Consider the following 22,843-nt stretch of genomic DNA (forward strand, 5'->3'; position numbering starts at 1 on the left):
GCTCTCAGCTACGCACTATCGAGCAATCGATCCAACAGCATGACCGCGAGGCCCTTGTCGAGTGGATCGTTCGCGTTCCCGCAGTGCGGTGACTGAACGCAGGCGGGACAGCCCTCAGCACACGAGCAGTTCTCGATCATCTCCCGCGTTCGGCGCAGCAGCGTCTCGATGTCGTCGTAGCCAGCTCTCGTGAGCCCGACACCGCCGGGATAGCCGTCGTAGATGAAGATCGTGCTCTGGTTCGTGTGTGGGTGCAGCGGCGTCGAGAGCCCGCCGATGTCGCGTCGATCGCAGAGCAGCTCGAAAGGGAACATGGCGATCATGGCGTGCTCGGCGGCGTGGATCCCGCCGTCGAAGTTGCCGTCCGCCGCACGCATCGCCGTCTCGACCGATTCGGGTACCGTGAAGTATAGCGCCCGCGTTCGGAGCGAGGTCTCGGGCAGATCGAGCGAGAAGCGCCCGAGCGACTCGCCGGTGGCCCGGTCGCGGCGTTCGTAGCCCGTGATCTGCTTGCGCATCGTGACCTCGGCGAACCGGACCGTGACGTCCTCGCGGGTCGACAGCGTGACTGCATCGAGATCCTCCTCGACGGTGATCTGCTTGTCGTGGAGCACCTGCGTGTAGTAGTCCGCCCACGTGGATTCGAGCCCGGCGGTGTCGTGTGAGAGATCGAGCTCCGCGACCTCGTAGGTTTGTCCTTGATGGTGGTAGATCGCGCCGGGGTGAGCGTCGCGGAGCCCGTCACCGAACGGGAGCTGGCCGACCGTCTCGCCGCGCTGGCGGTCCCGTAGCTGGATGGTGCGGTCGTCGATCGTTCGCAGGCTCATCTCGTGCTGTGGACTGCCGTCGCCGCCGTAGGTCCAGCGGACGACGCCGTTCGTACTGCGGCGATCGAGATCACCCGACTCTTCGAGATCGGCGACCAGCGGCGGGAACGCCTCGCTGAAATGCTCGCGATCCTCGGGCGTGAGCCACGATTCCCGCGCTGCACTCAGCACGTGATCGGGCATGAGCTGGTCGTTCGCGGGGTTGACGACCGCCTGTTCGGGGTCGCCATCGAAGAAGTCCGCGGGGTTATCCATCAGGTACTGGTCGAGTTGATCCTCGCCGGCGACGAGCACGACCAGACTCGGATCGTCGCCCCTGCCTGCCCGCCCGGCACGCTGGTGAGTCGACATTCGCGTGTCCGGATAGCCGTCGAGCAGTACCACATCGAGTTCGCCAATGTCGACCCCGAGTTCGAGCGCGTTCGTCGACCAGACGCCGCGGATCGACCCATCGTGAAGCCCGTCTTCGATGGTGTTGCGGCGGGACTGCGGGAGCGCCGCCTGATAGGCGGTGACGCTGCTGGCGAGGTCGCCGTGACCGCGGTCGCGGAGAGCGTCGGCGCTCTCGGACGCGTAGCGTTCGGCGGCCTGACGGGCGCTCGTGAACGCCACGGTCTGGAAGCCCCGACTCACGAGGTCCGCGAACAGCCGTTTGGTCTCGGTATGGCTCGATTGTCGTCGTCCGCTGCTGTCGCTGCGGCCCTGCTGGGATTCGTCGTCGTACTCGGGCGGGTTCCAGAACAGCCAGTGGGTCGGCCCGGTCGTACTCGTGTCCTCGTCGACCAGCGCGAACGAGGAGGCAGGCTGGCCGGTGACGGCACTGGCGTGCTCGGTGGGATTGCCGATGGTGGCCGAACAGCAGACGAACTGGGGATCGGCGTCGAACTCCTCGCAGACGCGCGCCAGCCGGCGGAGCACGAGCGAAACGTGGCTGCCGAACACCCCACGGTACTCGTGAACCTCGTCGATCACGACGGTGTCGAGCCGCTCGACGAACCAGTCCCAGAGCCGGCGAGCGTGCGGCAGAATCCCGTAGTGGAGCATATCCGGTGTCGTGAGAAGGACCGTGGGCTGGCGGTCGCGGACGTCGCGTTTCTCTGATTTCGAGAGGCGGCCGGTGTACTGGTCGACGCGGACGCGGCTGCCGAAGCCGAGGCCGTGAGCGAGCTCGGAGAGGGTATCGGCCTGATCGTTGATGAGCGCGACCTGTGGCGCGATGTAGAGCGTGCAGCGACTGTCCGCGAGCGCGCGCTCGAAGGCTGGAACCGTGTAGGCGAGACTCTTCCCGCTCGCGGTCCGGGTCGCGAGGACGGTGTTCTGGCCGTCGCGGACGGCTTCGATCGCGGCGGCCTGGTGGTCGTAGAACTGCTCGATCCCGTCGTCGGTGAGGACACTCCCGAGGCGGGACTCGACATCGACATCTCGGAAGGTAGCGGACCGGCCGGAAACTTGCTGGTGGAGCTGCACCTGCCCATCGTAGTACGGCCGGTCCCGGAGCCACGCGACGGTGTTCTCCACAGAATCAGTACGCAGTCCGCGGAGCTAACGGTTGCGATCCCGGACCCCGCTCGCTGATGTACTCGGCTACTGTTGACAGTAGTCGGTGACACGGTTTCTTCGTTCGGGGTCGGGTGACGTGACTGGAGCAAACAGCAGCCTCGTCGGCCAGTCGATCTTGTCACTTCCGGTGATCCACCTATCCGTTCATCCCGACCATTCTGCATCGAGCAGCGTCTGCTGGACGATGTCTTGGCCGACGGCGTCGGCGAGCGCCTCGAAACCAGCACGCTCGCTCCGATCGCTCGCGTTCGCCACCAGTCGTGAGACGATGAACTCCGGCGTGGATCGACCGACGGTCCCGAATTGTGGCTGATAATCCACGTCGAGCGTCAGATCGTCGCGCAGGCCTCTGGCGAAAATGCCGTCGGTACGCGCCCGATCCGGCAGGGGTTCGAGATCGTCCGCGAGGTGGGTGACGTAGACGCCGACGGCTCCCGCATCGACCGCGAGACGGACTAATCCGTACAGCAGGTCGGCGGCGCTTCCCGGTTCGGTGATCGCCTCGAACTCGTCGACCAGCATCAGCGTCCGGTTGCTTTCGGTCAACGGCGGCACGATCGTCTGGAGCGTGGATTCGAGCACGCCAGCGTTGAAACTCGCGTGTCGGCGATGGAACACGATGGCGTCGACGCGGCTCACTTCGGCCTCATCGGCCGGGACGGGCAAGCCCATGTGCGCGAGGACGACCACCTGACAGAGCGTCTCCAAAAGGGTGGTCTTCCCACCACTGTTCGCCCCGGTGAGTACCGTGACCTGATCCCCGGTCGGTACCTCGGCCGCACACTCGTGGTCGCCGACGGCGTACGTGACTGGCTGCACATCGTCGTTGGCCGCGACGAGCGAGAGGTTGCGTGCGTTCACAGCCCCAACACAACCCGACTCGACGAACGTGGGGCGAGTCAGATCGTAGGCGCGGACGAACCGTGCGAGCGAGAGCTGGAAGGCCGTCTCGCTCACTGCGGTGACGGCAGCTTCGATCTCGTCGCGGCTGTCGTCGAGTGCGGCCTCCAGTTCGTCTGCGACCGCTTGCTCGCGAGCTTCGACCGATTCGCGGAGTGTCCCGAGCAGCTCGCGGAGGCCCTGCGTCACGAAATCCGTAGCGTCGGCAGCCCCGGTGGGGGTTGCCTCCCGGACCCGCGGTGCCGGGAGTGGCGTCTCGCTCGCCACATGACTGATGAACGCTTCACGGAACTCCTCGCTCGAACGAACGCCGTCGGATTGGATGGCCTCGATGACGTCGATGCCCTGCGCTTCGAGCTGTTCGACCGCCGTGAGCTGCTCGCGGGCCGTATCGAGTTCGTCGTCGATGCCTTCGCGAACGGTGGGCTCGCCTCCCTCTGTGTCGAGGGAGCCGAGCGCTTCGCGGGCATCGTCGAGCGCGTCGGGATCGATGGCGTCGATCGAGGCGAACACACCGATGCTGACGCCGATGTCTTGGAGTGCGAGCACAGTCTCGACCGCGGCCCGATCGCCACCACCCATCTCATCGAAGCCGGCGAAGACGTCGAGAACTTCCTCGCAAGTGGCGTCGTCGAGATCGCCCCAGGTGTCCGTTGCGAGGATCACCTCGTCGAGGCGGTCTTCCATAGCGTCGCGCGAGGTAAGCGGTGTCAGCACACGGATACGGTCGCCCGCGTGATCGGTGACAGCGTATGTTTGGACCCGTGCGAGGAGGTCCTTGTAGACGGTGCGTGCATCCGGCGTCGTGAGGATCCCCATCCCCTGTTCGCCGTGGGCGTGCCGAAGGATCCGGGTTGCCCGCCCGCGGGCGAGTCCAGCATCGACGAGGACGCCGATATCCATCGATTCGATCGCCCGAATCGCGCGCTCAGTGCCGAGTCCGTCTTCGAGCTGGGAGGCTGTCTTCGGGCCGATTCCCCAGTAGTCCTGGAGGTGCATAGAAACCCGCTCCGCTGCGAGCACCCAAATAGGTGCTTGGCTCGTGATCCCCGGGCTCCTGCGTGAAGCACACGTGATTGGCGAGCCAAGGACGAGCAAGAGCGCGGACTGAGAGCGGGTCAGCACCGACGAAAGAGTGTAGTTCGTACGGATGTTCGGAGCACCATGACTGGCGACCGCGTCACGGTCTCGTTGGATAGCGATGCAAGTGCCGCCCTCGAAACGCTCACTAGCCGCACAGAGAACGGACAAAGCGAGCTCGTCCGCCAGGCACTCACGTTCTATGCGGCAAATTTCGAAGCAGCGACGGCCGATGCAAGTGCCAACTTGGAAGAGTATCACCAGATGCTCGCTGGTGGTGAACACGTCCTTCTCGATGTCGACTTCCTGCACTGCTTTCTCGAACACATTGAGGGTGAGTCGGGCGATCCCGACCCCGACTTTCTGGAGTGTACCGATCGCGTTGCAGAGTATCATACGAGCGAATACGACGAGCGATTCACCGATCTCGGCGAACTTCTCGATTGGCTGTCGTTCTGTGGTTTTCTCACGGTTCGCGAAACCGAAGCGGACACCTACCACGTCGTCTTTCCGACGGAGTCGATGAAGTGGTTCATGCTTCGGTTCATCGAGCGTAGCACCGCATCGCTCAACTTCGACATCGATGTCAACGAGGGTGTTTCGAAAGTGTTGCTCACCGAACGACACGAATGAATACCGATGCAGTGAGTCCGGTTCGCAGTGGTCTTGCTTGGCCAGTTCATACGGCTGCATACTGTATGCACACCGTTCACAGCAACCCTTTTCACCCGATTGTGTAGTGATCTATCGTGAGGTAGATTGGGAATGGGACTCATCCAACGATTGCGGACGATCGGCCCGGGAGCGATGGTCGCGGCGGCGTTCATCGGACCCGGAACCGTCACGACGGCGAGCGTCACGGGCGCACGCTTCGGCTATGCACTGGTCTGGACGCTCGGCTTTTCGATACTCGCAACGATCGTCCTTCAGGAGATGAGCGCTCGCCTGGGGCTCGTTTCTCGTGAGGGGCTTGGCGAAGCGTTGCGTGATCAGTTTGACAATCCGATCGCCAAATGGGGATCGATCGTCCTCGTCGTTGCTGCCATCGGGGCCGGCACGGCCGCGTACGAAGCCGGGAACATCCTCGGCGGGGCGGCCGGGTTGGAAACCATCACCGGCGTGAGTTCGACGATCTGGGGGATCACGATGGGAGTTGTGGCCGGAGCGCTCCTCTATACGGGGAAATACAAGCTCATTGAGCGCGCGCTCGTCGGGCTGGTCGCCATTATGGCGATCTCGTTTCTCGTGTCGGCAGCGCTCATCGGCCCGGACTTCGGTGCGCTCGCGGCCGGGTTCGTCCCGACGATTCCCGACGGATCGGTGTTTCTCATCACGGGACTCATCGGTACGACAGTCGTCGGCTACAACCTCTTCTTGCACGCGAGCAACGTCCAGGAGCGCTGGAGCGGTCCAGCGGAACTGTCCGACTGTCGGACGGACACGGTGCTATCGATCCTCATCGGCGGGCTCATCACTATCGCCGTGCTCGTGACGGCGGCGGCTGCGTTCCCGACCGGCACCGAGATCTCCGACGTCGGGCGGATGGCCGAGCAGCTCCGGCCGATCGCCGGTCCGTACGCGACGCTGTTTTTCAGCATCGGACTGTTCGCGGCCGGGTTCACGAGCGCAACGACCGCCCCGCTGGCTGGTGCCTACGCCACCACGGGCGCGCTCGGGTGGGATACCGACCTCTCCGCGCCCCGGTTTCAGGCGGTGTGGGGTGTCATTCTCTTGGTGGGCGTCTCGTCGGTCCTTCTTGGTGGGAGTCCGGTCGAAATCATCGTGTTCGCACAGGTCGTCAACGGTATTCTCCTCCCGATCATCGCGGTCTTCCTCATCATCGCAATGAACTCCGATACACTACTCGGCGAGTACACCAACGGCACGGTGTCGAACGTTCTCGGTGGTCTCGTGACGATAATCGTCGTCTGGCTCGGCGTCCGGACGTTCCTCACGGTGACGGGAGTGCTCTAATGGACGATACAGCCCGCCTCGATGCCGAGACCCACGATATGCTCCTCGGTATCGAGGATCACGATGTGCGCCTCGCTGTCGATGTCGGTGGCACGTTCACCGACGTGGTGGTGCTCAGCGGTGACGACCTCACGACCGCGAAGGTGCCGAGCACCGACGACCAGAGCGTCGGCGTCATCGAGGGCATCGAGAAAGCCTGCGCCGAGGCCGGCATCGACCCCGCGGACATCGACTCGTTCGCCCACGGCATGACCGTCTCGGTCAACGCACTTCTCGAAGAGACAGGTGCGAAGACCGCGCTAGTCACGACCGAGGGCTTCGGCGACGTGCTCGAAATCGGCCGTCAGGATCGCCCCGCGCTGTACGATCTCGACGCCGAAAAGCCGACGCCGCTGGTTCCCCGCCGGCGACGTCACGAACTCACCGAACGCGCGACCGTCGATGGTATCGAGACGCCGATCGACGACGAGGACGTGCGGGCGCTCGCCGACGAACTCGCCGACGACATCGAGTCCGTCGCGGTCTGTCTGCTGCACGCCTACGCCCACCCCGAAAACGAGCGCCGCGTCGCCGAGATCCTCCGCGAGGAGTGCGACGCCCACGTTTCGGTCTCCCACGAGGTACTGGCCGAGTTCCGCGAGTACGAACGCACTGCAACCACGGTCGCCGATGCGTACGTCACGCCCGCAATCGATAGCTACATCGGTCAGCTCGAAGCGCGCGCCGACGAGCACGGGATATCGACGCCGCGCGTGATGCAGTCGAACGGTGGCATCGCCGACCCGACGACCGTGCGTGAGAACGCCGTTACCACCGTTCTATCGGGACCGGCGGCGGGCGTCGTCGGAGCTGACACGACTGCCGCCGACCGAGCGGACGAACTGGCGGGCCTCATCACCTTCGACATGGGCGGGACCTCCTCGGACGTGAGCCTCGTCCGCGATGGCGAGGTCGAACGCACGACCGACGCCACGATCGGGAACCGCCCCATCGGCGTCCCGATGGTCGATCTGACCACGGTCGGCGCTGGTGGCGGCTCGGTTGCGTGGGTGGATGCGGGCGGCGCACTCCGTGTCGGTCCCGAGAGCGCCGGCGCGAACCCCGGTCCCGCCTGCTACGGGCGCGGCGGAACCACGCCCACAGTGACCGATGCGAACGTCGTGCTCGGTTATATCGGTGGGAGCTCCGCACTGGGCGGCGAACTCGAACTCGACGAGGTGGCCGCCCACGAAGCGCTCGCTGGCCTCGCGGCCGAGGCGGGGCTCGACGATGCAGTTGAAGCCGCACGCGGGGTCTATCGGGTGGCGAACGCGACGATGACGCGCGCGATTCGCTCGATTACCGTCGAGCGCGGCCACGATCCGCGGCAGTTCGGCCTCGTCGCCTTTGGCGGTGCAGGGCCGATGCACGCGACCGCACTCGCCGACGCGCTCGACATCGAGCGGGTCGTCGTCCCGCGTGCCTGCGGCGTGCTATCGGCGTACGGGCTGCTGGCGGCCGACGAGAAACACGATGCTGTCCAGACCTACCGGACGCCGCTTGCGGCTATCGACACCGACGCGGTCGAGAACGCCTACGACGATCTCGCCGAAAGCGTCAGAGCGGACGCTTCTGCCCCGAACGCCGCGTCCATCGAGCGGGCGGCGGACTGTCGGTACGCTGGCCAGAGCTTCGAACTCACCGTCCCGGTCGCGGAGCCGCTCGATCCGACGGCGCTCGAAGAGCGCTTCCAGACGGCCCACGACACCGCCTACGGCTATCGGATGGACGACGCGGTCGAACTCGTCACGCTGCGGACGACCGCGACCATCGAACGCGAACCGACGACCCCCGCGTACGCCGGCGAGGGCGAGCCGCAGAAGGACCAGCGGGAGGCAGTCTTCGGTGACGAGCGACACCGAACGCCGGTCTATGCTCGTGAAGCGCTTCCCGCCGAGGACGAACTGACTGGACCGGTGATTTGTGAAGGGAACGAAAGTACCGTCGTCGTCCCACCGGGATGGTGCGGAACGGTCGGGACCGATGGAACGCTCGTTCTCGAACGGGGTGATGAACCATGAGTGATACCGAATCGACCCTCGACGCAGTAACGCTCGAAATCATTCGCAATCAGCTCGAAGGCGTCGCCGAGGAGATGGGCGAGGTGCTCATCACGAGCGCGTACTCTCCCAACATCAAGGAGCGCCGGGACTGCTCGACGGCGCTCTTCGATGCGGACGGACGGCTCGTCGCTCAGGCCGAACATATCCCCGTGCATCTCGGCGCGATGCCCGAGGCGGTCGATGCCGTGCTCGACGACGAGCCCAAGCCGGGCGACGTGTTCGTGCTCAACGACCCCTTCGCGGGTGGCACACACCTCCCCGACATCACGATGGTCTCCCCGATCTCCGTAGCGGAGACCGGATGTGCTGAGGCCAGCCTGGATGCTGAGGCCAGCCCGGAAATCGTCGGCTATGCGGTCTCACGCGCACATCACGCCGACGTGGGTGGGATGACGCCCGGCAGCATGCCGGCCGGCGCGCGCGACATCCAGCAGGAAGGGCTTCGCCTCCCGCCGACGCGACTCGTCGACGGCGGCGAGATCGACGCGGACGTCCGGGAGCTGATCCTCGCGAACGTTCGCGATTCCCGCGAGCGCTGGGCGGACCTGCGCGCCCAGCTCGCGGCCAACGAGCGTGGCGGCGAACGGCTCCGAGCGCTGCTCGACGAACACGGCCACGAGGAACTCCTCACGGCGTTCGATGCAGTCATCGACTACTCGCGCGACCGGGTCGCAAGCGAACTTTCCGAGCTTCCCGATGGCACGTGGGAAGCCAGTGATGCACTCGAAGGCGACGGTGTGACCGACGTGGACATTCCAATCGAAGTGACGGTCGAACTCGATGGTGGCGAAGCGACCGTCGATTTCACGGGCACCGCTGGACAAGTCGCGGGCAACCTGAACGCGCCGCTGGCGGTGGCCAAAAGTGCGGTGTATTTCGTCATCCGGTGCGTGACGGACCCGGAAATACCACCGAATCAAGGGTGTTACGACCCGATCTCGGTTCATGTCCCGTCGAAATCGCTGTTGAACCCCGAGTCACCGGCCGCCGTCGTCGGTGGCAACGTCGAGACGAGCCAGCGCGTGACCGACGTGACCTTCGCTGCGCTCGCCAAGGCCGCCCCCGAGGTGGTGCCTGCCGGTGGTCAGGGGACGATGAACAACCTCACTATTGGCGGCCGGACCGACGGCGATGACGAGATCACGGCCGAGGAGTTCTCCTACTACGAAACCATCGGCGGTGGCTTCGGCGCACGTCCAAGCAAAGACGGCATGGACGGCGTACAGGTGGGAATGACGAACACGTTGAACACCCCAGTCGAGGCGCTCGAAGCGGCCTACCCACTTGCCGTCGAGCGGTATGCGCTGCGGCCGGGCAGCGGTGGGAACGGACGGTATCGTGGTGGGTTGGGAATCGAACGTTCCGTCACGCTCGGCACCGACGCGACCGTCTCGCTGCTCACCGAGCGCCGCCGAATCCCGCCGCGTGGCATCGCTGGCGGTGCGGACGGCGCGACCGGCGAGAACTTCATTGACGACGAGCCGGTGCCAGCAAAGACGACTCGCGAGGTCGATGCCGGAACGACCGTAACTGTGCGCACGCCGGGCGGCGGCGGTCATGGTGATCCCGACGAACGCGACGAGACACTCGAAGCACGCGACCGTGCGGACGGCAAGACGGGTATGGAGAACCAGTCATGAACGGCTGGCGCGCTCGGATCGGACTGATCGTCCCTTCCTCGAACACGACCGCCGAGCCGGAGCTTTCGGCAGCCACTCCGGCAGGCGTGAGCGTTCATGCCGCTCGAATGCCGCTGGAAAACGTCACTGCGGACGATCTCGATACGATGGCGGACCGTGCGATCGATTGCGCGGAGCTTCTGAACGACGCCGCTGTCGACGTCGTCGCCTACGGGTGTACGACCGGCAGCCTGCTGCACGGACACGGCTTCGACGCCGAACTGGAAGCGACAATCGAGGCGACGGCAGACTGCCCGACGGTGGCGACTGCACTCTCGGTCGAGCGGTGTCTCGATGCGCTCGGGTGTCAGCGTATCGCCCTCGCGACACCGTACGTGAACGACCTCACACGGCGTGAAGTCGAGTATCTCGAAGCGAGCGACCGCGAGGTCGTCGCCGTCGACGGCCGGGAGATCGAGGCGAACACGGCCATCGGCTCGCTCACGGCTGAAGACGCCTACCGACAGGTCAAAGCGCTTCTCGCGGACGTCGACGAACCCGATGGCGTCTTCGTCTCGTGTACGAACTATTCATCCCTGTCGGTCGTGGAGACACTCGAAGCCGATCTCGGACTCCCGGTCGTCACCAGCAACGCAGCCACAGCGTGGGATGCACTGCGGACAGTCGACGTCGATGCCGAAGCCGTTCCCGGTCGACGACACTGATGGGCTTGTCGTCCACTGTTAGACGGTCGATTCGGCACTGTCGTCGCTGTCGGCTGCCTCCTCGGACCGCCAGACGGGAACCTCGCCGCCGTAGAACTCGTCGTCGCTGGATAGTTCCGCTTTCAGCTGAGGTTCGGCTGGCTCTCGGTCGATCGATGCTCGAAGGCGCCGTCCCACTCGGAGTGTAGCTCGTCGATGCGAGTTTCGATGTTCCTCTGGCGTTCAGAGAGAGCCTCTGCCTCGTTGGTGACTTCCTCGGCTTTTTGCCTCCATAACTGGCGGCGCTCGGAGAATCGCTCGATAGCGTCTTCGGTATCGAGTAGCCATGCCCGATAGTTCTCTGAGGAGAGGATGGCGGCGGCGGTCGCCTCGCGGTCGAACGGTGACCGATTCGACTTCGAACAGTACGTCGAGTCAGTCGACAGCGCACGTCGGGTCGGCGACGATCTCCGAACGATTTTCGCCGAGGGAATCTGTGTGTACGGGACCGACGAGCTGCAGTCGCTTCGCAAGGCGGTGTTCGCCGATGAGTAGCACGCAAATCGAGAGGTGACGGAATCGTTCAGTAGCATCTCGACTCCCGCAAGCGAAAGTACAGTACGAGTGGAAGGCGCGTGAGAGTAGGTCATCCGATATAAATCTACCGCAACCGCCGATTGATTATATGGTCAGACACCGTTTCGGATGTTGTGAACCGCAAGACGGCAGGCACCGCGTTCGATAATCGAATGAAATCAAACGCACAGCCGGAGGATCGTTTAAAAGCATCCGTACGCCGTCGGCCAAATGCGGACCGTTCGAAAAACGAATGGGCGCTGCAGGATTTGAACCCGCGACAATTTGGTCCGAAGCCAAACACTCTGTCCAAACTGAGCTAAGCGCCCTCGACCGTCGGTACAGGCGAGCCGCAGTTAAACCCCGCGATCGACGCGTTCCGCGCCCTTTATTCGCCAGCCCCCGGGAGTCGCAGATATGACTGGCGAGCGCGCCCGTGGCTTGTTCGAACTCACGCGCCCGATCAACGCGGTCGCTGCGGGCGCGCTGACGTTCATCGGTGCGTTCGTCGTCGGTGGGCTGGATCGACCTGCGATGGTGGCCGCGGCGGCAGGTGCGACCGTCCTCGCCGTGGCCGCGGGCAACACGATGAACGACTACTTCGACCGCGAGATCGACCGGATCAACCAGCCCGATCGGGCGATCCCGCGCGGTGCGGTCACGCCGCGCGAGGCACTCGTCTCCAGTCTCGTGCTGTTCGCCGGCGCAGTCGCACTTTCACTCTTTCTTCCCCTGCTCGCGGTCGCGATCGCGGTCGTGAACCTCCTCGCGCTCGTCGCCTACACGGAGCTGTTCAAGGGGCTACCGGGCGTCGGCAACGCCGTCGTCGGCTATCTCGGCGGGAGCACGTTTCTGTTCGGTGCGGCGGCGGTCGGACGGGTCACGGCTGCGGTCGTCGTGCTGTTCGCGCTGGCGGCGCTCTCGACGGTAGCCCGCGAGATCGTGAAGGATGTCGAGGACCTCGCCGGCGATCGCGAAGAAGGGCTGAAAACCCTCCCGATCGCCGTCGGCGAGCGTACTGCGCTCTGGCTCGCGGTCGGGCTGCTCGCGGTCGCGCTTGCCGCCAGCCCGCTGCCGTACGTCCAGGGGACGTTCGGCTGGCCGTATCTCGTCGTGGTCGCGCTCGCGGATCTCGCCATGATCTACGCCGCAGTCGAGAGCTTCGCCGATCCGACCGCCGGCCAGGAGCATCTGAGCTACGCGATGTTCCTCGCTGCCGCCGCGTTCGTCGTCGGCCGGGTCGCGGTCGCACTCTGAATCGGCCACAGCCACGACCCCGATCGGCGGTGCGTTTTTGTCCGCGGATCGCCTCCGAACGGGTATGCCAGTGACTGACGACGACGAACTCCGCGAGATCCTGGGTCTGGAAACGGTGGCTGTCGTCGGGTGTTCGTCCACACCGGGTAAGGACGCCCACGAGATCCCGCGCTACCTCCGCGAACACGGCTACGACGTCATCCCGATCAACCCCTACGCCGACGAAATCTTCGGGCGCGAGCCCGCCGACTCGCTCGCTGACGTCGACGAAGCGATCGACATCGTCGACGTGTTCCGTCCGAGCGACGAGGTGAGCGGGATCGTCGATAGCGCGCTCGATCGCGACGATGCACCCGTCATCTGGACGCAGCTCGGGATCCGCGACCCGGAAGCGACCGATCGGGCCGAGGATTCGGGTCGGCAGGTCGTCGAGGACAAATGCATAAAAGTCGAACACGGGCGGCTCTGTTGAGGCGACGACCCGGCTTCGGGTGACGATCGAGCCGACTTATCGGTTGGCTCCGGCGGTCCCCTCCGCCCCGCTTCGGTCCGTCTCTGTTTCGTCTGTTCCGGTCTCGTTCACCTCGACTCCGCCCGTTCCGGCGTTGTCCGCGTCGGCCCCCTCTTCGCTCGAGATATCGGCGTTCGCGTCGGCTGCGTGGTCGGGCTCGGCCTCTCTGATCGTCGCTTCGGCGACCTGCTCGTCGATATCGATCCCCTGCTCCTCGGCGAGCGCGTCGAGGATCGCCCGCTGTTCGTCGAGATCGCGTTCGATGCGTTCGACTCGGTTGCTCGTGGCCTCGACGTGAGTCTTGACTTCGTTGACCTGGGTTCTGAGTTCGTCGACTTTCGTGTACAGCTTTTCGGCCATCTCCGTCACCGTCTGGAGCTTCTTGGCCGTGGTTCCGAGTCCCATATCCGGTCACTGGGGACGGAGCTACGTGGCTTTTGTGCTCGACAGCAGTCACGGAGGCCCGTCGAACGCGGCGATTAAGACGCCGCCGTTCGGAGCCGTGGTATGGACGGTACGCGGTCCGCCCCGCTGGTCGGCATCGTCGGCTGCCTCGCCGTGCTCGCCGCGCTCGTCGCCCCCTATCTCGTCGCTGACGCCGGGGCGGTCGGCGTCTACTACGACGCTGGCACCGGGCCGACCCCGCTCCTCGTCGGCCTGTTCGCTGCCGTCACGATCATCGCCCTCGCTGCGGGGCGCGCGGACCGAACCGATCCGGCGACCGCCGCCGGTGTCGCGCTGGTCTTTGGCGTCTGTATCGCGGCGCTCGCGCTCGTGTGGGCCGTGACGGTCCCTGACGCGATCGTCTTCCAGCTCTCGCGGACCGATCTCGTCTCGTTCCATCGATGGGTGCTCGCCGCGGTCTCGCTCGCCGTTCCGATCGGTAGCGCGTGGTACACCCGTGCACTCGGGCTGGTGTAGTTCGGCTTGGCGGTGCGGTTGCGGGGCGGGCCTGGCGTCTCGACGAGCACGGCGAGTCGAGGCTCAGGAGAGCAACGCTCTCCTGGCGGATGAAGGGCGAGACGCGACCGCAGGGAGTGTCGAGGGCTTCGGGCGTGCGGTTGCGGTCGTGGGACGGTTGCGGTCGTGGGACGGTTGCGGTCGTGGGGCGGTCGGCAAGCGATCGTCCCGCGAGCGAACGCAGTGAGCGAGCGTGGTTCGAGACGGATTCGCCGTCTCGTCATCGCGAAAGACGCTTCGCGTCTTTCGAGCGACAGCAAAAGGTGGAGGTAGGGTCCGAAAAGTCCTTATGGGCGAGCAGGCAAGGATGAAACCGGACTAGGCCGGGCAGTTAGGCCCTGCTCGTTACCCGCGATACGGTCTTCAGCGGGGGCCGAACCCCGGGTGCGTCCGTGCCGACCGGCACGGGCCTCGCAAGCCAACATGGAAGCCTCGTCCGTCGGGGGCGGCGGTCCACGGCACCTCGTCCGCAGGGACGACTCGCCGTGGTTAACCGGCGGCAGTCCGTCAGGCACGGAAGTGAGCAGCGGACCGCCGGACAGCCGTCGCTCGCCGGGTCGCGGGGTGGAGAAGGCGCGCGGGTCTCCCCGTGCCGGAACGCCGGGCAATCCCGGGCCGTCCGATCTACTACTTCATCAATCACATCTGTTAGCTTAGTCGCTTCGCTGGCGTTCGCAGTACGGTTACTCGTGCCGACCGCCCCGCAACCGCACTGCCGAAGCCCTCGGCCACTCACTCCGTTCGGACCTCGCCCTTCATCCACCAGGAGAATGGGACACCAGAATCGCACTGCTCTATCGTTCGAAACCTGCACAGCGTGAAGCTTGGGAGGGCTACCGAACGCGTCCTTCATGCGAAAATAGACAACTGGACAACTAAAAGTCGTTTCAGCGAATCGTTTTGTGGGTGTGCCAGCAACACACGTACATGGCGGTCGAAGACACGGAGTACGTTCAGGTCGCATCGCTGTCGGATCTCGAAGACGAGGGCCGGCAGGTCGTGAGTAGCGACGGCCGACCCATCGCACTCTTTCACCACGAGGGCGAGGTCTACGCCGTCGACAACCGGTGTCCGCACATGGGATTTCCGCTCACTCGCGGCACCGTCGAGGACGGCATCCTCACCTGTCACTGGCACCACGCGCGCTTCGAACTGGAGGAGGGCGACACGTTCGATCTGTTCGCCGACGATGTCCAGACTTTCCCGACCGAGATCGACGACGGCGAGGTGTATCTCGATCCCGATCCCGAACCCGACGTGCCGCCCGCGACCCGACGACGCAATCGCCTCGCCGACGGCCTCCAGGAGAACATCTCGCTCGTGATGGCGAAGTCGGTTATCGGCCTTGACGAGGAGGGCGAGGGGTTCTACACGCCACTCGAAACAGCAGTCAACTTCGGCACCAGGTATCGAGCGATGGGGTGGGGGCGCGGTCTCACCACGCTCGGCTGCATGGCGAACCTCCACGAGCACGTCGGCGGCCGGGACAAGCGCCGCGCGATGTTTATGGGTGTTCGCGAGGTCGCCGACGACTCCGCCGGCGAGCCGCCCCGCTTCCAGCAGTACGCCTTCGACAACCAGGACCTCTCGAAGTCCCGGCTCAAGTCGTGGTTCCGGAACACCTGCGAGGTGCGCGACACCGACGGCGCGGAGCGGTGTCTGCTCACCGCGATCGACTCTCTCCCGCCCAAGGACGTCGCGGAGATCGTCTTCGCCGCCGCGACCGACCATCGGTACATGAACACCGGCCACACGCTGGATTTCATCAATACGGCACTCGAAACTACGGAGCGTCTCGGGTGGGACGAGCACGCCGAGAGCGCGCTCGCCGCGACGGTCGCCCAGATCACCGACGCCACCCGCTCGGAAGAACTCTCGTCGTGGCGACAGCCCGTCGACATCGCCAGTCTCTGCGCCGACGCGAACGATCTCCTGCCAGACTTGGTGGCGGCCGGTGAGGGGAAAGACTGGGAGCGACCAGAGGGGTTCGTCGAGACGCTGCTCTCGGAGGACGCTGAGGCGATCATCGACGCGCTGACCGACGCGATCAAGGAGGGGGCGACGACGAGCCAGCTCGCGGACGCAGTCGCGCGCGCGGCCACGCGACGGGTGTTGTGGTTCGCCACGAACAACGAGTTCAACGACTGGAACACCGTCCACCACACGTTCACCTACGCGAACGCGGTCCACCGCGCGACCCGAAAGACCGACGCGACCGAACTCTATCGGGCGTGTTTCGACGGTGCCATGTCGGTCTACCTCGATCGATTCCTCAACTCGCCGCGTGCGCCGGTGCCCGATCCGGGCGAGTCCGACCGCGCACCCGACGAAATCCGCGCCGACCTGCTCGACGCGTTCGACGAACAGGGCCAGGTCAATCAGGCCGCGGCGCTCGTGAGCGAACACTTCGACGCCAGCGGCGATCCTGACGACCTCAAGCGTACCCTCGGCCGGGGGCTGCTCCGCGAGGACGCGAACTTCCACACTCTCCAGAACGTGGAGGGAGCCTTCGGCCGGTTCGGGGTCGTTGACGAGGAGAACGAACAGCGAACGGCGCTGATGGCGTGTGCGCGATACATGGCCGCACACTTCCCGACGCGGCGCTCGGCCGAACAGACGTTCTCGATCGCGACCAGACTCCACCGCGGCGAGCGCCTCCACGAAGTGGAGTAGCCGCTGTCGGTCAAGAATCTGCTATGTTTTGACGGTGGCGCGCGGGAGGGCGTCGAAGACGCCCGACTCGCGCGAGGAATGAGCGAAGCGAGGGCCGCCAAGCGAACGGGGAGCAAAGCGACCCGTGAGCGAAACGAGCGAGCGCACCCGATGAAGTAAAAAGTAGGCGGTTATCCAGGCAGGAAGACGTTGAGCACCGCGACGACGACGCCAGCGAGCCCCATCCGAATGCCGGCGACATACCACCGCTGTCGGGAGATCGAGGCCATGTACGCGCCGAAGGTGAACAGGATACCGACCGCCATGGCGACCGAGGCCAGCGTGGCCTGAAACAGCGTGAACACCGATCCCTCGAACAGGAACGGGGTAAGCGGCACCACGAGCCCGAGCAGCGGTCCCAGGCCGCTCATGAGTGCGTTGACGACCTGGTCGCTCATTTTGTCACGCTCGACCTGTGTGTCACTCAGGTCGGTGAGCATCGCCTCTTCGGTTTCCTGAATCTCGGCGCGCATCTCCGCACGCTCGATCTCCCAGACGCTCCACACGCCCGATGTGGTGAGACCGACGGCCGCACCGAGCCCGAGGCTGATGACGGTGAGCCCGTCGTCGATCCCCGAGAGATACGCGCCGACCGTGACCCCGACGCCGGTGAGCGCGCCGTCGAACCCGTTCGAGACGAAATACCGCCGGGCGATCGGACCGATCATGTCGGTCCCGATCCGCTCTACCAGCGACTCCGGGTCCGATTCCGCACTCATCAGTCCTGAGGCGTCGGCATCTCGTCGACGATACGGTCCCCGCAGGCGACCTGATCGACCGAGTGGACCGTCGCGCCCGTGTCCTCGATCACCCCGGTCACGGTGTCGTAATCGATGTCCTCGCCCTCGATGGTGAACTTGATGTTACGAACCTCCTCGTCCATCTCGATGAGAATGGCGTTCACGCCGTCGACGCCGTCGGTCTCGGCGATCTCCTGGGCGACCGAGAGCATCGTCGGTTCATGCGGCTTGAGAACGTCCAGCACTAGCTGGCGAATCATAGCCATACGTTCACAATACGGGGCCGCTATGATAAGGATGTACTGGTGGAGCTATGCTCTCGCTGGGGGGCTCCGGGTTACGAAGATGACTCGTCGTCGTCTTCGTCCACGTCCTCGAAGTCGGCGTCGACGTACTCCTCGTCGTCGTCGGCCGCACCGTCGCCGCCCATATCACCCATTCCTCCGGGCCCCGCGCCGCCAGGCCCGCCCGCCGCACCACCGGGACCGGCACCCGCGCCGCCGGCTCCGCCCGCGGCCTGCTGGGCGGCCTCCTGCTGTTGGTACATCTGTTTGCCGATCTCCTGGAGCTCGGTCGAGAGCTCCTCGGTGGCATCCTGGAGCTCCTCGGTCGTGGCGTCCTCGTCCTCCAGAACGTCCTCGACATCGCCGATCGCGTCCTCGATGTCCGCCCGCAGATCGTCGTCGACCTCTTCCTCGTTCTCCTCCAAGAGGGAGTTCGCGCGCTGGACCGCGCTCTCGGCCTCGTTGCGCGCCTCGATGCGCTCGCGGCGCTGCTCGTCCTCTTCGGCGTACTCCTCGGCTTCGTCCTGCATCCGGTCGATCTCGTCGTCAGAGAGACCCGCGCCACCCTCGATGGTGATGTCCTCCTTGTTGCCCGAGCCCTGGTCCTCGGCCTCGACGTTCACGATGCCGTTCTCGTCGATGTTGAACGTCACCTCGATCTGGGGCGTCCCCGCAGGAGCGGGCGGGATGCCCGAAAGCTGGAACTCGCCCAGCAGCTCGTTCTCGTTGGCGATCTCGCGCTCGCCCTGGAAGACGCGAACCTGAACCTGGGTCTGGTTCGCCGCCGCGGTCGTGAAGATCTTCGATTCCTCGGTGGGAATCGTCGTATTTTTGTCGATCAGGCGCTCGAAGAGGCCACCTTTGACCTCGATCCCGAGGCTCAGGGGGGTGACGTCGAGCAGCACGATGTCGTCGACGTCACCCGAGAGCACGCCGCCCTGGATCGCCGCGCCGAGCGCGACGGCTTCGTCGGGGTTGACGTTCTTCTGGGGGTCCTGGCCGGCGAGATCCGAGACCTGGTCTTGGACCTGGGGCATCCGGGTCGAACCACCGACCAGAATCACCTCGTCGATGTCGTCGGCGTCGTAGCCCGCGTCGGAGAGTGCCTGCTCGGTCGGCTCGACGGTTCGCTCGATCAAATCGGCGGTCAGCGACTCGAACTTCGCGCGGGTGAGGTCCTCCTCCAAATGAACCGGTCCGGAGTCCGTGGCGGTGATGAACGGGAGGTTGATCGTGGTCTCTTTGCGGTTCGAGAGTTCGATCTTGGCCTCCTCGGCCGCGTCCTTCAGCCGCTGGAGGGCCTGGCGATCCTCTCGGAGGTCGAACCCGTGCTCGGATTCGAACTCTTCGGCGAGCCAGTCGACGACGGCGTCGTCCCAGTCGTCTCCTCCAAGGTCGTTGTCACCGTTCGTGGCGACGACCTCGTAGACGCCGCCACCCAGATCGAGCACCGAGACGTCGAACGTCCCGCCACCCAGATCGTAGACCATCACGGTCTGGTCGGACTCGTCGTCGAGACCGTACGCCATCGACGCCGCGGTCGGCTCGTTGATGATGCGCTCGACCTCGAAGCCCGCGATCTCGCCGGCGTCCTTCGTCGCCTGGCGCTGGCTGTCCGAGAAGTAGGCGGGGACGGTGATGACCGCTTTCTCGACCTCGTCACCGAGGTACTCCTCGGCGTCGCGCTTGATCTTGCCGAGGATCAGCGCCGAGATCTCTTCCGGAGTGTAGTCCTCGCCGTCGATCTCGACGGTGTGATCCTCCCCCATGTAGCGTTTGATCGATTCGACGGTTCGATCGGGGTTCTGGATCGCCTGGTTCTTCGCCGGTTTGCCGACGAGTCGTTCGTCGTCGTCGAAGGCCACCACGGAGGGTGTGGTGCGGTCGCCCTCGCCATTCACGATGATCTCGGGGTCGCTCCCCTCCATCACTGCGAAGGCGCTGTTCGTCGTGCCGAGATCGATACCGAGGATCTTGTTGCTCGCCATTGTTGGGTACGCGTATCGCTTTCGGCGGGTTAAAAGTTGCTAAGATGCGTCACCAGCCGCGTCTCGTGGATCGTACTCCCCGGTTGCGATTTCGTGGTTCACGAGCCGTGCTCGCCACCGGCCTATATTCCGACCGCAATACGACCGTTCGGCGGGCGATCGGTGAAACGCGCTCCGATCTGCGTTCGCGGCGAAACACACGAACCCTCGCGGCCCCTTCCTCATTCATATGGTCATCGCCCTCGCGATGGACTGGCAGGAGCTCCTCTTCGCCAACTGGCCCGTCGATCCCGACGTCGTCGATGCACACCTGCCGGACGCGCTCGCGGTCGATACCTACGACGGGAGCGCGTGGCTTTCGGTGGTGCCGTTCACGAACGCGGCCGTCCGCCCGTGCGGGTTGCCCACCCGACTCGGCGTCGACCTCCCCGAACTCAACCTCCGGACCTACGTCACCTGCGAGGGCACCCCCAGCGTCTACTTCTTCAGCCTCGACGCCGAGGGCATCCTCGGGGTGCTCGGCGCACGCCTCTTTCATCACCTGCCGTACTACTACGCCCGCATGAACCACCGCCGGAGCGAGAGCGGGACGAGCCGGTTCGAGAGTCGTCGGCTCCATCCGGGTGCGCGGCCGGTAGAGTTCGCTGCCACGTACGAACCCGCCGGCGAGCGCCTCAACCCGGAGCCGGACTCCCTCGCGGCGTTTTTGACCGAACGCTATCGCTTTCACACTGAGGCCCCCGACGGCACGGTGCGGTACTCGACGGTCGAACACGATCCGTGGCCGCTCTATCCCGCAAACGTCCGGATCGACGAGAACACCATCTTCCGGGCGAACGGGTTCGCTGATCCGTTGGGTGAGCCGGTTCATTACTACAGCCCTGGCGTCGAGATCACTGCCTCGGCGAGCAAGCGACTCCAAGAGTAGTAACCAGATATCGGTCGAGCGATCGTGAACGCTACTCGCTGACGGTGATCTGGGCCGGCCGGAGCACCTTCTCGCCCATCTCGTAGCCTGGTCGGAAGACCTCCGCGACAGTATCCCCTGGCTGGTCACTCTCGACGCTCATCATGACCTCGTGGCGCTGGGGATCGACCTCGCTGCCCGGTTCGGGCTCGATGGTCGTGAGGTTCTCCTCGTCGAGCACCCGGTCGAACTCCGCGAACGTGCTCTCGACGCCCGGCCGGATGTCGGCGTCGTCGTCCTGAGAGAGAGCGCGCGCGAGATTGTCCCGAACGTCGAGCAGGCGCTCGACGAGGTCCTCGGTCGCGCGTTCCTGGAGCTCCTCTTGCTGGCGCTCGGTGCGCTGCTTGTAGTTCTGGAAGTCGGCCTGCTTGCGCTTGAGTTTCGATTCGAGATCGTCGATCTCCTCGGTTCGCTCTTCGAGTTCGCGCTCGGCCGCCGCAGCGCGCTCGCGGAGCCCGGCGATCTCGCGAGCAAGTTCCTCTGTCGAGGCGTCCGCGACGCGGGCTTCGAGCTCCTCGCCGACCGCTCCCGTCTCCGCGCCCCCGGCCGCCGACTCCGATGGCGAACTCGCCTCGGACGTCGGCTCGTCCGCCGCGCTCTCGGCCGGTTCGCTCGGATCGGTCACGTCCGCGGCGTCGTCCTCGCTCATGGTCGAAACCAGCCGACACGCGGGTAAAAGGATTCAGAAATCACCCAGGGTTAAGCGCTCGGGACCCCGAGCAGCGGTGTGGCCGTCACGCTCGCGTTCGAGGACGGAACAATCAGAATCGAGGGGAGCGTTCCCGATCTCCCGTTCGTCGAGACCGATCCGCGCTCGAAGACCGCCCGCGCGCCCGCCGTCCGCTACGTCGCCCTCCGCGAGGCGATCGACGAGCGGGGCGTCGCCGTCGATGATCGCGTGCTCGACGCCCCCTCGATCGACGTGGCGTCGGCGTACGAACTCCGAGAGTACCAACAGGAAGCGCTCGATGCGTGGCGTGCGAACGACGATCGGGGCTGTCTCGAACTCCCGACCGGGAGCGGGAAGACCGTGATCGGGCTCGCGGCGATCGAGGCGCTCGACACCGCGGCGCTCGTGGTCGTGCCGACCATCGATCTGCTCGAACAGTGGCGGCGGGAGTGCGAAACCGAGTTCGACGTGCCGGTGGGGCAGTTGGGTGGCGGCGAACAGCGCGTCGAAGCCCTCTCGATCGCGACGTACGACTCCGCCTACCTCCGGGCCGACGACATCGGCGATCGGTTCGGGCTCGTGATCTTCGACGAGGTCCACCACCTCGGCGGCGAGGGGTACCGCGAGATCGCGCGCCTGGTCGCCGCGCCCGCGCGGCTCGGGCTGACCGCGACGTTCGAACGCCCCGATGGGGCACACGAGATCGTCGAGGACCTCTGTGGCCCGCTCGTCCATCGGATCGCGCCCGACGATCTGGCGGGGGAGCATCTCGCGGCCTACGACATCAAGCGACTCGAAGTCGAACTCACCGAGGAGGAACGAGCAGAATACGACGATCACCGCGAGACGTTCACGAACTACCTCGCTCGCTCGAACCTCGACATGCAAAGCGGGAGCGACTACCGGAAGCTCGTGATGCGCTCGGGCAACGACCCGCAGGCGCGCGAGGCGCTGCTCGCCAACCAGCGCGCTCGCGAGGTGATGATGAACGCCGACGCCAAGGTAGAGACGCTCGCCGACCTCCTCGATCACCACCGCGAGGACAGGGTGATCGTCTTCACGGCGCACAACGACCTCGTGTATCGGCTTTCGGAGCGGTTTCTCATCCCGGCGATCACCCACCAGACGGGAGCGGCCGAGCGCCATGAGGTCCTCGCGAAGTTCCGCGAGGGGACCTACTCGCGGGTCGTCGCGGCGAACGTGCTCGACGAGGGTGTGGACGTGCCGGCCGCGAACGTCGCGGTCGTTCTTTCAGGGAGTGGTTCGACCCGGGAGTTCACTCAGCGGCTCGGGCGGATTCTGCGTCCGACAGAGGACGGGGGACGGGCGCTGCTCTACGAGGTCGTCACCGAGGAAACCGCCGAGGAGAATATTGCTGACCGGAGGCATTAACAATGATCCGGTTGAACCGC

At 65.3% G+C, this 22,843-nt stretch carries 20 protein-coding genes, 1 tRNA gene and 1 other RNA gene; 13 read left to right on the plus strand and 9 right to left on the minus strand.

Annotation, left to right across the window (positions count from 1 at the left end; translation table 11 throughout):
* Positions 1–8: 8 nt before the first annotated feature.
* Entirely contained in the window at positions 9–2,345 is a 2,337-nt protein-coding gene (locus PHA81_RS06880; RefSeq protein WP_273835976.1) for a DEAD/DEAH box helicase, read from the minus strand.
* A 186-nt stretch (positions 2,346–2,531) separates the two neighbouring features.
* Positions 2,532–4,286 carry a DNA mismatch repair protein gene (locus PHA81_RS06885; protein ID WP_273835977.1) on the minus strand — a complete coding sequence of 585 codons (1,755 nt, stop codon included), beginning with the start codon at positions 4,284–4,286 and terminating at the stop codon, positions 2,532–2,534.
* 165 nt (positions 4,287–4,451) lie between these two features.
* On the opposite strand from PHA81_RS06885, the gene PHA81_RS06890 reads away from it, so the two are divergent.
* The 5 genes from PHA81_RS06890 (at position 4,452) to PHA81_RS06910 (ending at position 10,787) form a co-directional block, all read left to right on the plus strand.
* Positions 4,452–5,000 (plus strand): ribbon-helix-helix protein, CopG family, encoded by a 549-nt coding sequence (locus PHA81_RS06890; protein WP_273835980.1) that lies wholly within the window; start codon positions 4,452–4,454, stop codon positions 4,998–5,000.
* A gap of 132 nt (positions 5,001–5,132) precedes the next feature.
* A complete protein-coding gene (locus PHA81_RS06895) occupies positions 5,133–6,341 on the plus strand; it encodes an Nramp family divalent metal transporter (RefSeq protein WP_273835984.1) in 1,209 nt (402 codons plus the stop codon).
* A gap of 38 nt (positions 6,342–6,379) precedes the next feature.
* Positions 6,380–8,401, plus strand: a complete 2,022-nt coding sequence (locus PHA81_RS06900; RefSeq protein WP_273836214.1) for a hydantoinase/oxoprolinase family protein — start codon at positions 6,380–6,382, stop codon at positions 8,399–8,401.
* Positions 8,398–10,083: a hydantoinase B/oxoprolinase family protein gene (locus tag PHA81_RS06905; RefSeq protein WP_273835986.1), complete on the plus strand. Its 1,686-nt coding sequence runs from the start codon at positions 8,398–8,400 to the stop codon at positions 10,081–10,083. Before PHA81_RS06900 ends, PHA81_RS06905 begins: the two co-directional genes overlap by 4 nt.
* A complete protein-coding gene (locus PHA81_RS06910) occupies positions 10,080–10,787 on the plus strand; it encodes a maleate cis-trans isomerase (protein ID WP_273835987.1) in 708 nt (235 codons plus the stop codon). The genes PHA81_RS06905 and PHA81_RS06910 overlap by 4 nt, the downstream gene beginning before the upstream one ends.
* A gap of 18 nt (positions 10,788–10,805) precedes the next feature.
* Here PHA81_RS06910 and PHA81_RS06915 read toward each other — a convergent pair whose 3' ends face one another.
* On the minus strand, positions 10,806–10,964 hold the full coding sequence (locus PHA81_RS06915) for a hypothetical protein (protein WP_273835988.1): 159 nt from the start codon (positions 10,962–10,964) through the stop codon (positions 10,806–10,808).
* A gap of 174 nt (positions 10,965–11,138) precedes the next feature.
* Between PHA81_RS06915 and PHA81_RS06920 the strand changes: the two genes are divergently transcribed.
* Complete coding sequence (locus PHA81_RS06920) at positions 11,139–11,321, plus strand: hypothetical protein (protein WP_273835990.1); 183 nt, start codon at positions 11,139–11,141, stop codon at positions 11,319–11,321.
* A 275-nt stretch (positions 11,322–11,596) separates the two neighbouring features.
* Here the strand turns inward: PHA81_RS06920 and PHA81_RS06925 are convergent.
* A tRNA-Arg gene (locus tag PHA81_RS06925) sits at positions 11,597–11,671 on the minus strand.
* Between the two features lie 88 nt (positions 11,672–11,759).
* On the opposite strand from PHA81_RS06925, the gene PHA81_RS06930 reads away from it, so the two are divergent.
* Positions 11,760–12,599 carry a geranylgeranylglycerol-phosphate geranylgeranyltransferase gene (locus tag PHA81_RS06930; RefSeq protein ID WP_005045053.1) on the plus strand — a complete coding sequence of 280 codons (840 nt, stop codon included), beginning with the start codon at positions 11,760–11,762 and terminating at the stop codon, positions 12,597–12,599.
* 64 nt (positions 12,600–12,663) lie between these two features.
* The gene (locus PHA81_RS06935) at positions 12,664–13,071 is read left to right on the plus strand and encodes a CoA-binding protein (RefSeq protein WP_005045054.1); all 408 of its coding nucleotides are present in this window, start codon (positions 12,664–12,666) and stop codon (positions 13,069–13,071) included.
* 36 nt (positions 13,072–13,107) lie between these two features.
* Here PHA81_RS06935 and PHA81_RS06940 read toward each other — a convergent pair whose 3' ends face one another.
* Positions 13,108–13,515 carry a DUF5798 family protein gene (locus PHA81_RS06940; RefSeq protein WP_005045056.1) on the minus strand — a complete coding sequence of 136 codons (408 nt, stop codon included), beginning with the start codon at positions 13,513–13,515 and terminating at the stop codon, positions 13,108–13,110.
* A 102-nt stretch (positions 13,516–13,617) separates the two neighbouring features.
* On the opposite strand from PHA81_RS06940, the gene PHA81_RS06945 reads away from it, so the two are divergent.
* From PHA81_RS06945 to PHA81_RS06955, 3 genes are all read left to right on the plus strand, one after another.
* The gene (locus PHA81_RS06945) at positions 13,618–14,031 is read left to right on the plus strand and encodes a hypothetical protein (protein ID WP_273835995.1); all 414 of its coding nucleotides are present in this window, start codon (positions 13,618–13,620) and stop codon (positions 14,029–14,031) included.
* Positions 14,032–14,381: 350 nt separating this feature from the next.
* Positions 14,382–14,695: signal recognition particle sRNA (gene ffs / locus PHA81_RS06950), an RNA gene on the plus strand.
* A 302-nt stretch (positions 14,696–14,997) separates the two neighbouring features.
* Entirely contained in the window at positions 14,998–16,743 is a 1,746-nt protein-coding gene (locus tag PHA81_RS06955) for a Rieske (2Fe-2S) protein (protein WP_273835997.1), read from the plus strand.
* A 170-nt stretch (positions 16,744–16,913) separates the two neighbouring features.
* Here PHA81_RS06955 and PHA81_RS06960 read toward each other — a convergent pair whose 3' ends face one another.
* From PHA81_RS06960 to dnaK, 3 genes are all read right to left on the minus strand, one after another.
* Positions 16,914–17,501: a VIT1/CCC1 transporter family protein gene (locus PHA81_RS06960; protein ID WP_005045061.1), complete on the minus strand. Its 588-nt coding sequence runs from the start codon at positions 17,499–17,501 to the stop codon at positions 16,914–16,916.
* On the minus strand, positions 17,501–17,788 hold the full coding sequence (locus PHA81_RS06965) for a DUF211 domain-containing protein (RefSeq protein ID WP_049910319.1): 288 nt from the start codon (positions 17,786–17,788) through the stop codon (positions 17,501–17,503). The genes PHA81_RS06960 and PHA81_RS06965 overlap by 1 nt, the downstream gene beginning before the upstream one ends.
* A 71-nt stretch (positions 17,789–17,859) precedes the next feature.
* Complete coding sequence (dnaK, locus tag PHA81_RS06970) at positions 17,860–19,794, minus strand: molecular chaperone DnaK (protein WP_005045066.1); 1,935 nt, start codon at positions 19,792–19,794, stop codon at positions 17,860–17,862.
* 229 nt (positions 19,795–20,023) lie between these two features.
* On the opposite strand from dnaK, the gene PHA81_RS06975 reads away from it, so the two are divergent.
* Positions 20,024–20,722, plus strand: coding sequence for a DUF2071 domain-containing protein (locus PHA81_RS06975; RefSeq protein WP_005045068.1), 699 nt, complete (start codon positions 20,024–20,026; stop codon positions 20,720–20,722).
* A gap of 31 nt (positions 20,723–20,753) precedes the next feature.
* On the opposite strand, the gene PHA81_RS06980 is transcribed toward PHA81_RS06975, so the two are convergent.
* Positions 20,754–21,410: a nucleotide exchange factor GrpE gene (locus PHA81_RS06980; protein ID WP_005045070.1), complete on the minus strand. Its 657-nt coding sequence runs from the start codon at positions 21,408–21,410 to the stop codon at positions 20,754–20,756.
* 78 nt (positions 21,411–21,488) lie between these two features.
* Between PHA81_RS06980 and PHA81_RS06985 the strand changes: the two genes are divergently transcribed.
* The gene (locus PHA81_RS06985) at positions 21,489–22,823 is read left to right on the plus strand and encodes a DEAD/DEAH box helicase family protein (protein WP_005045072.1); all 1,335 of its coding nucleotides are present in this window, start codon (positions 21,489–21,491) and stop codon (positions 22,821–22,823) included.
* Positions 22,824–22,843: the final 20 nt, after the last annotated feature.

This window comes from Halococcus sp. PRR34, assembly GCF_028617175.1.
GTDB classification, from domain to species: domain Archaea; phylum Halobacteriota; class Halobacteria; order Halobacteriales; family Halococcaceae; genus Halococcus; species Halococcus salifodinae.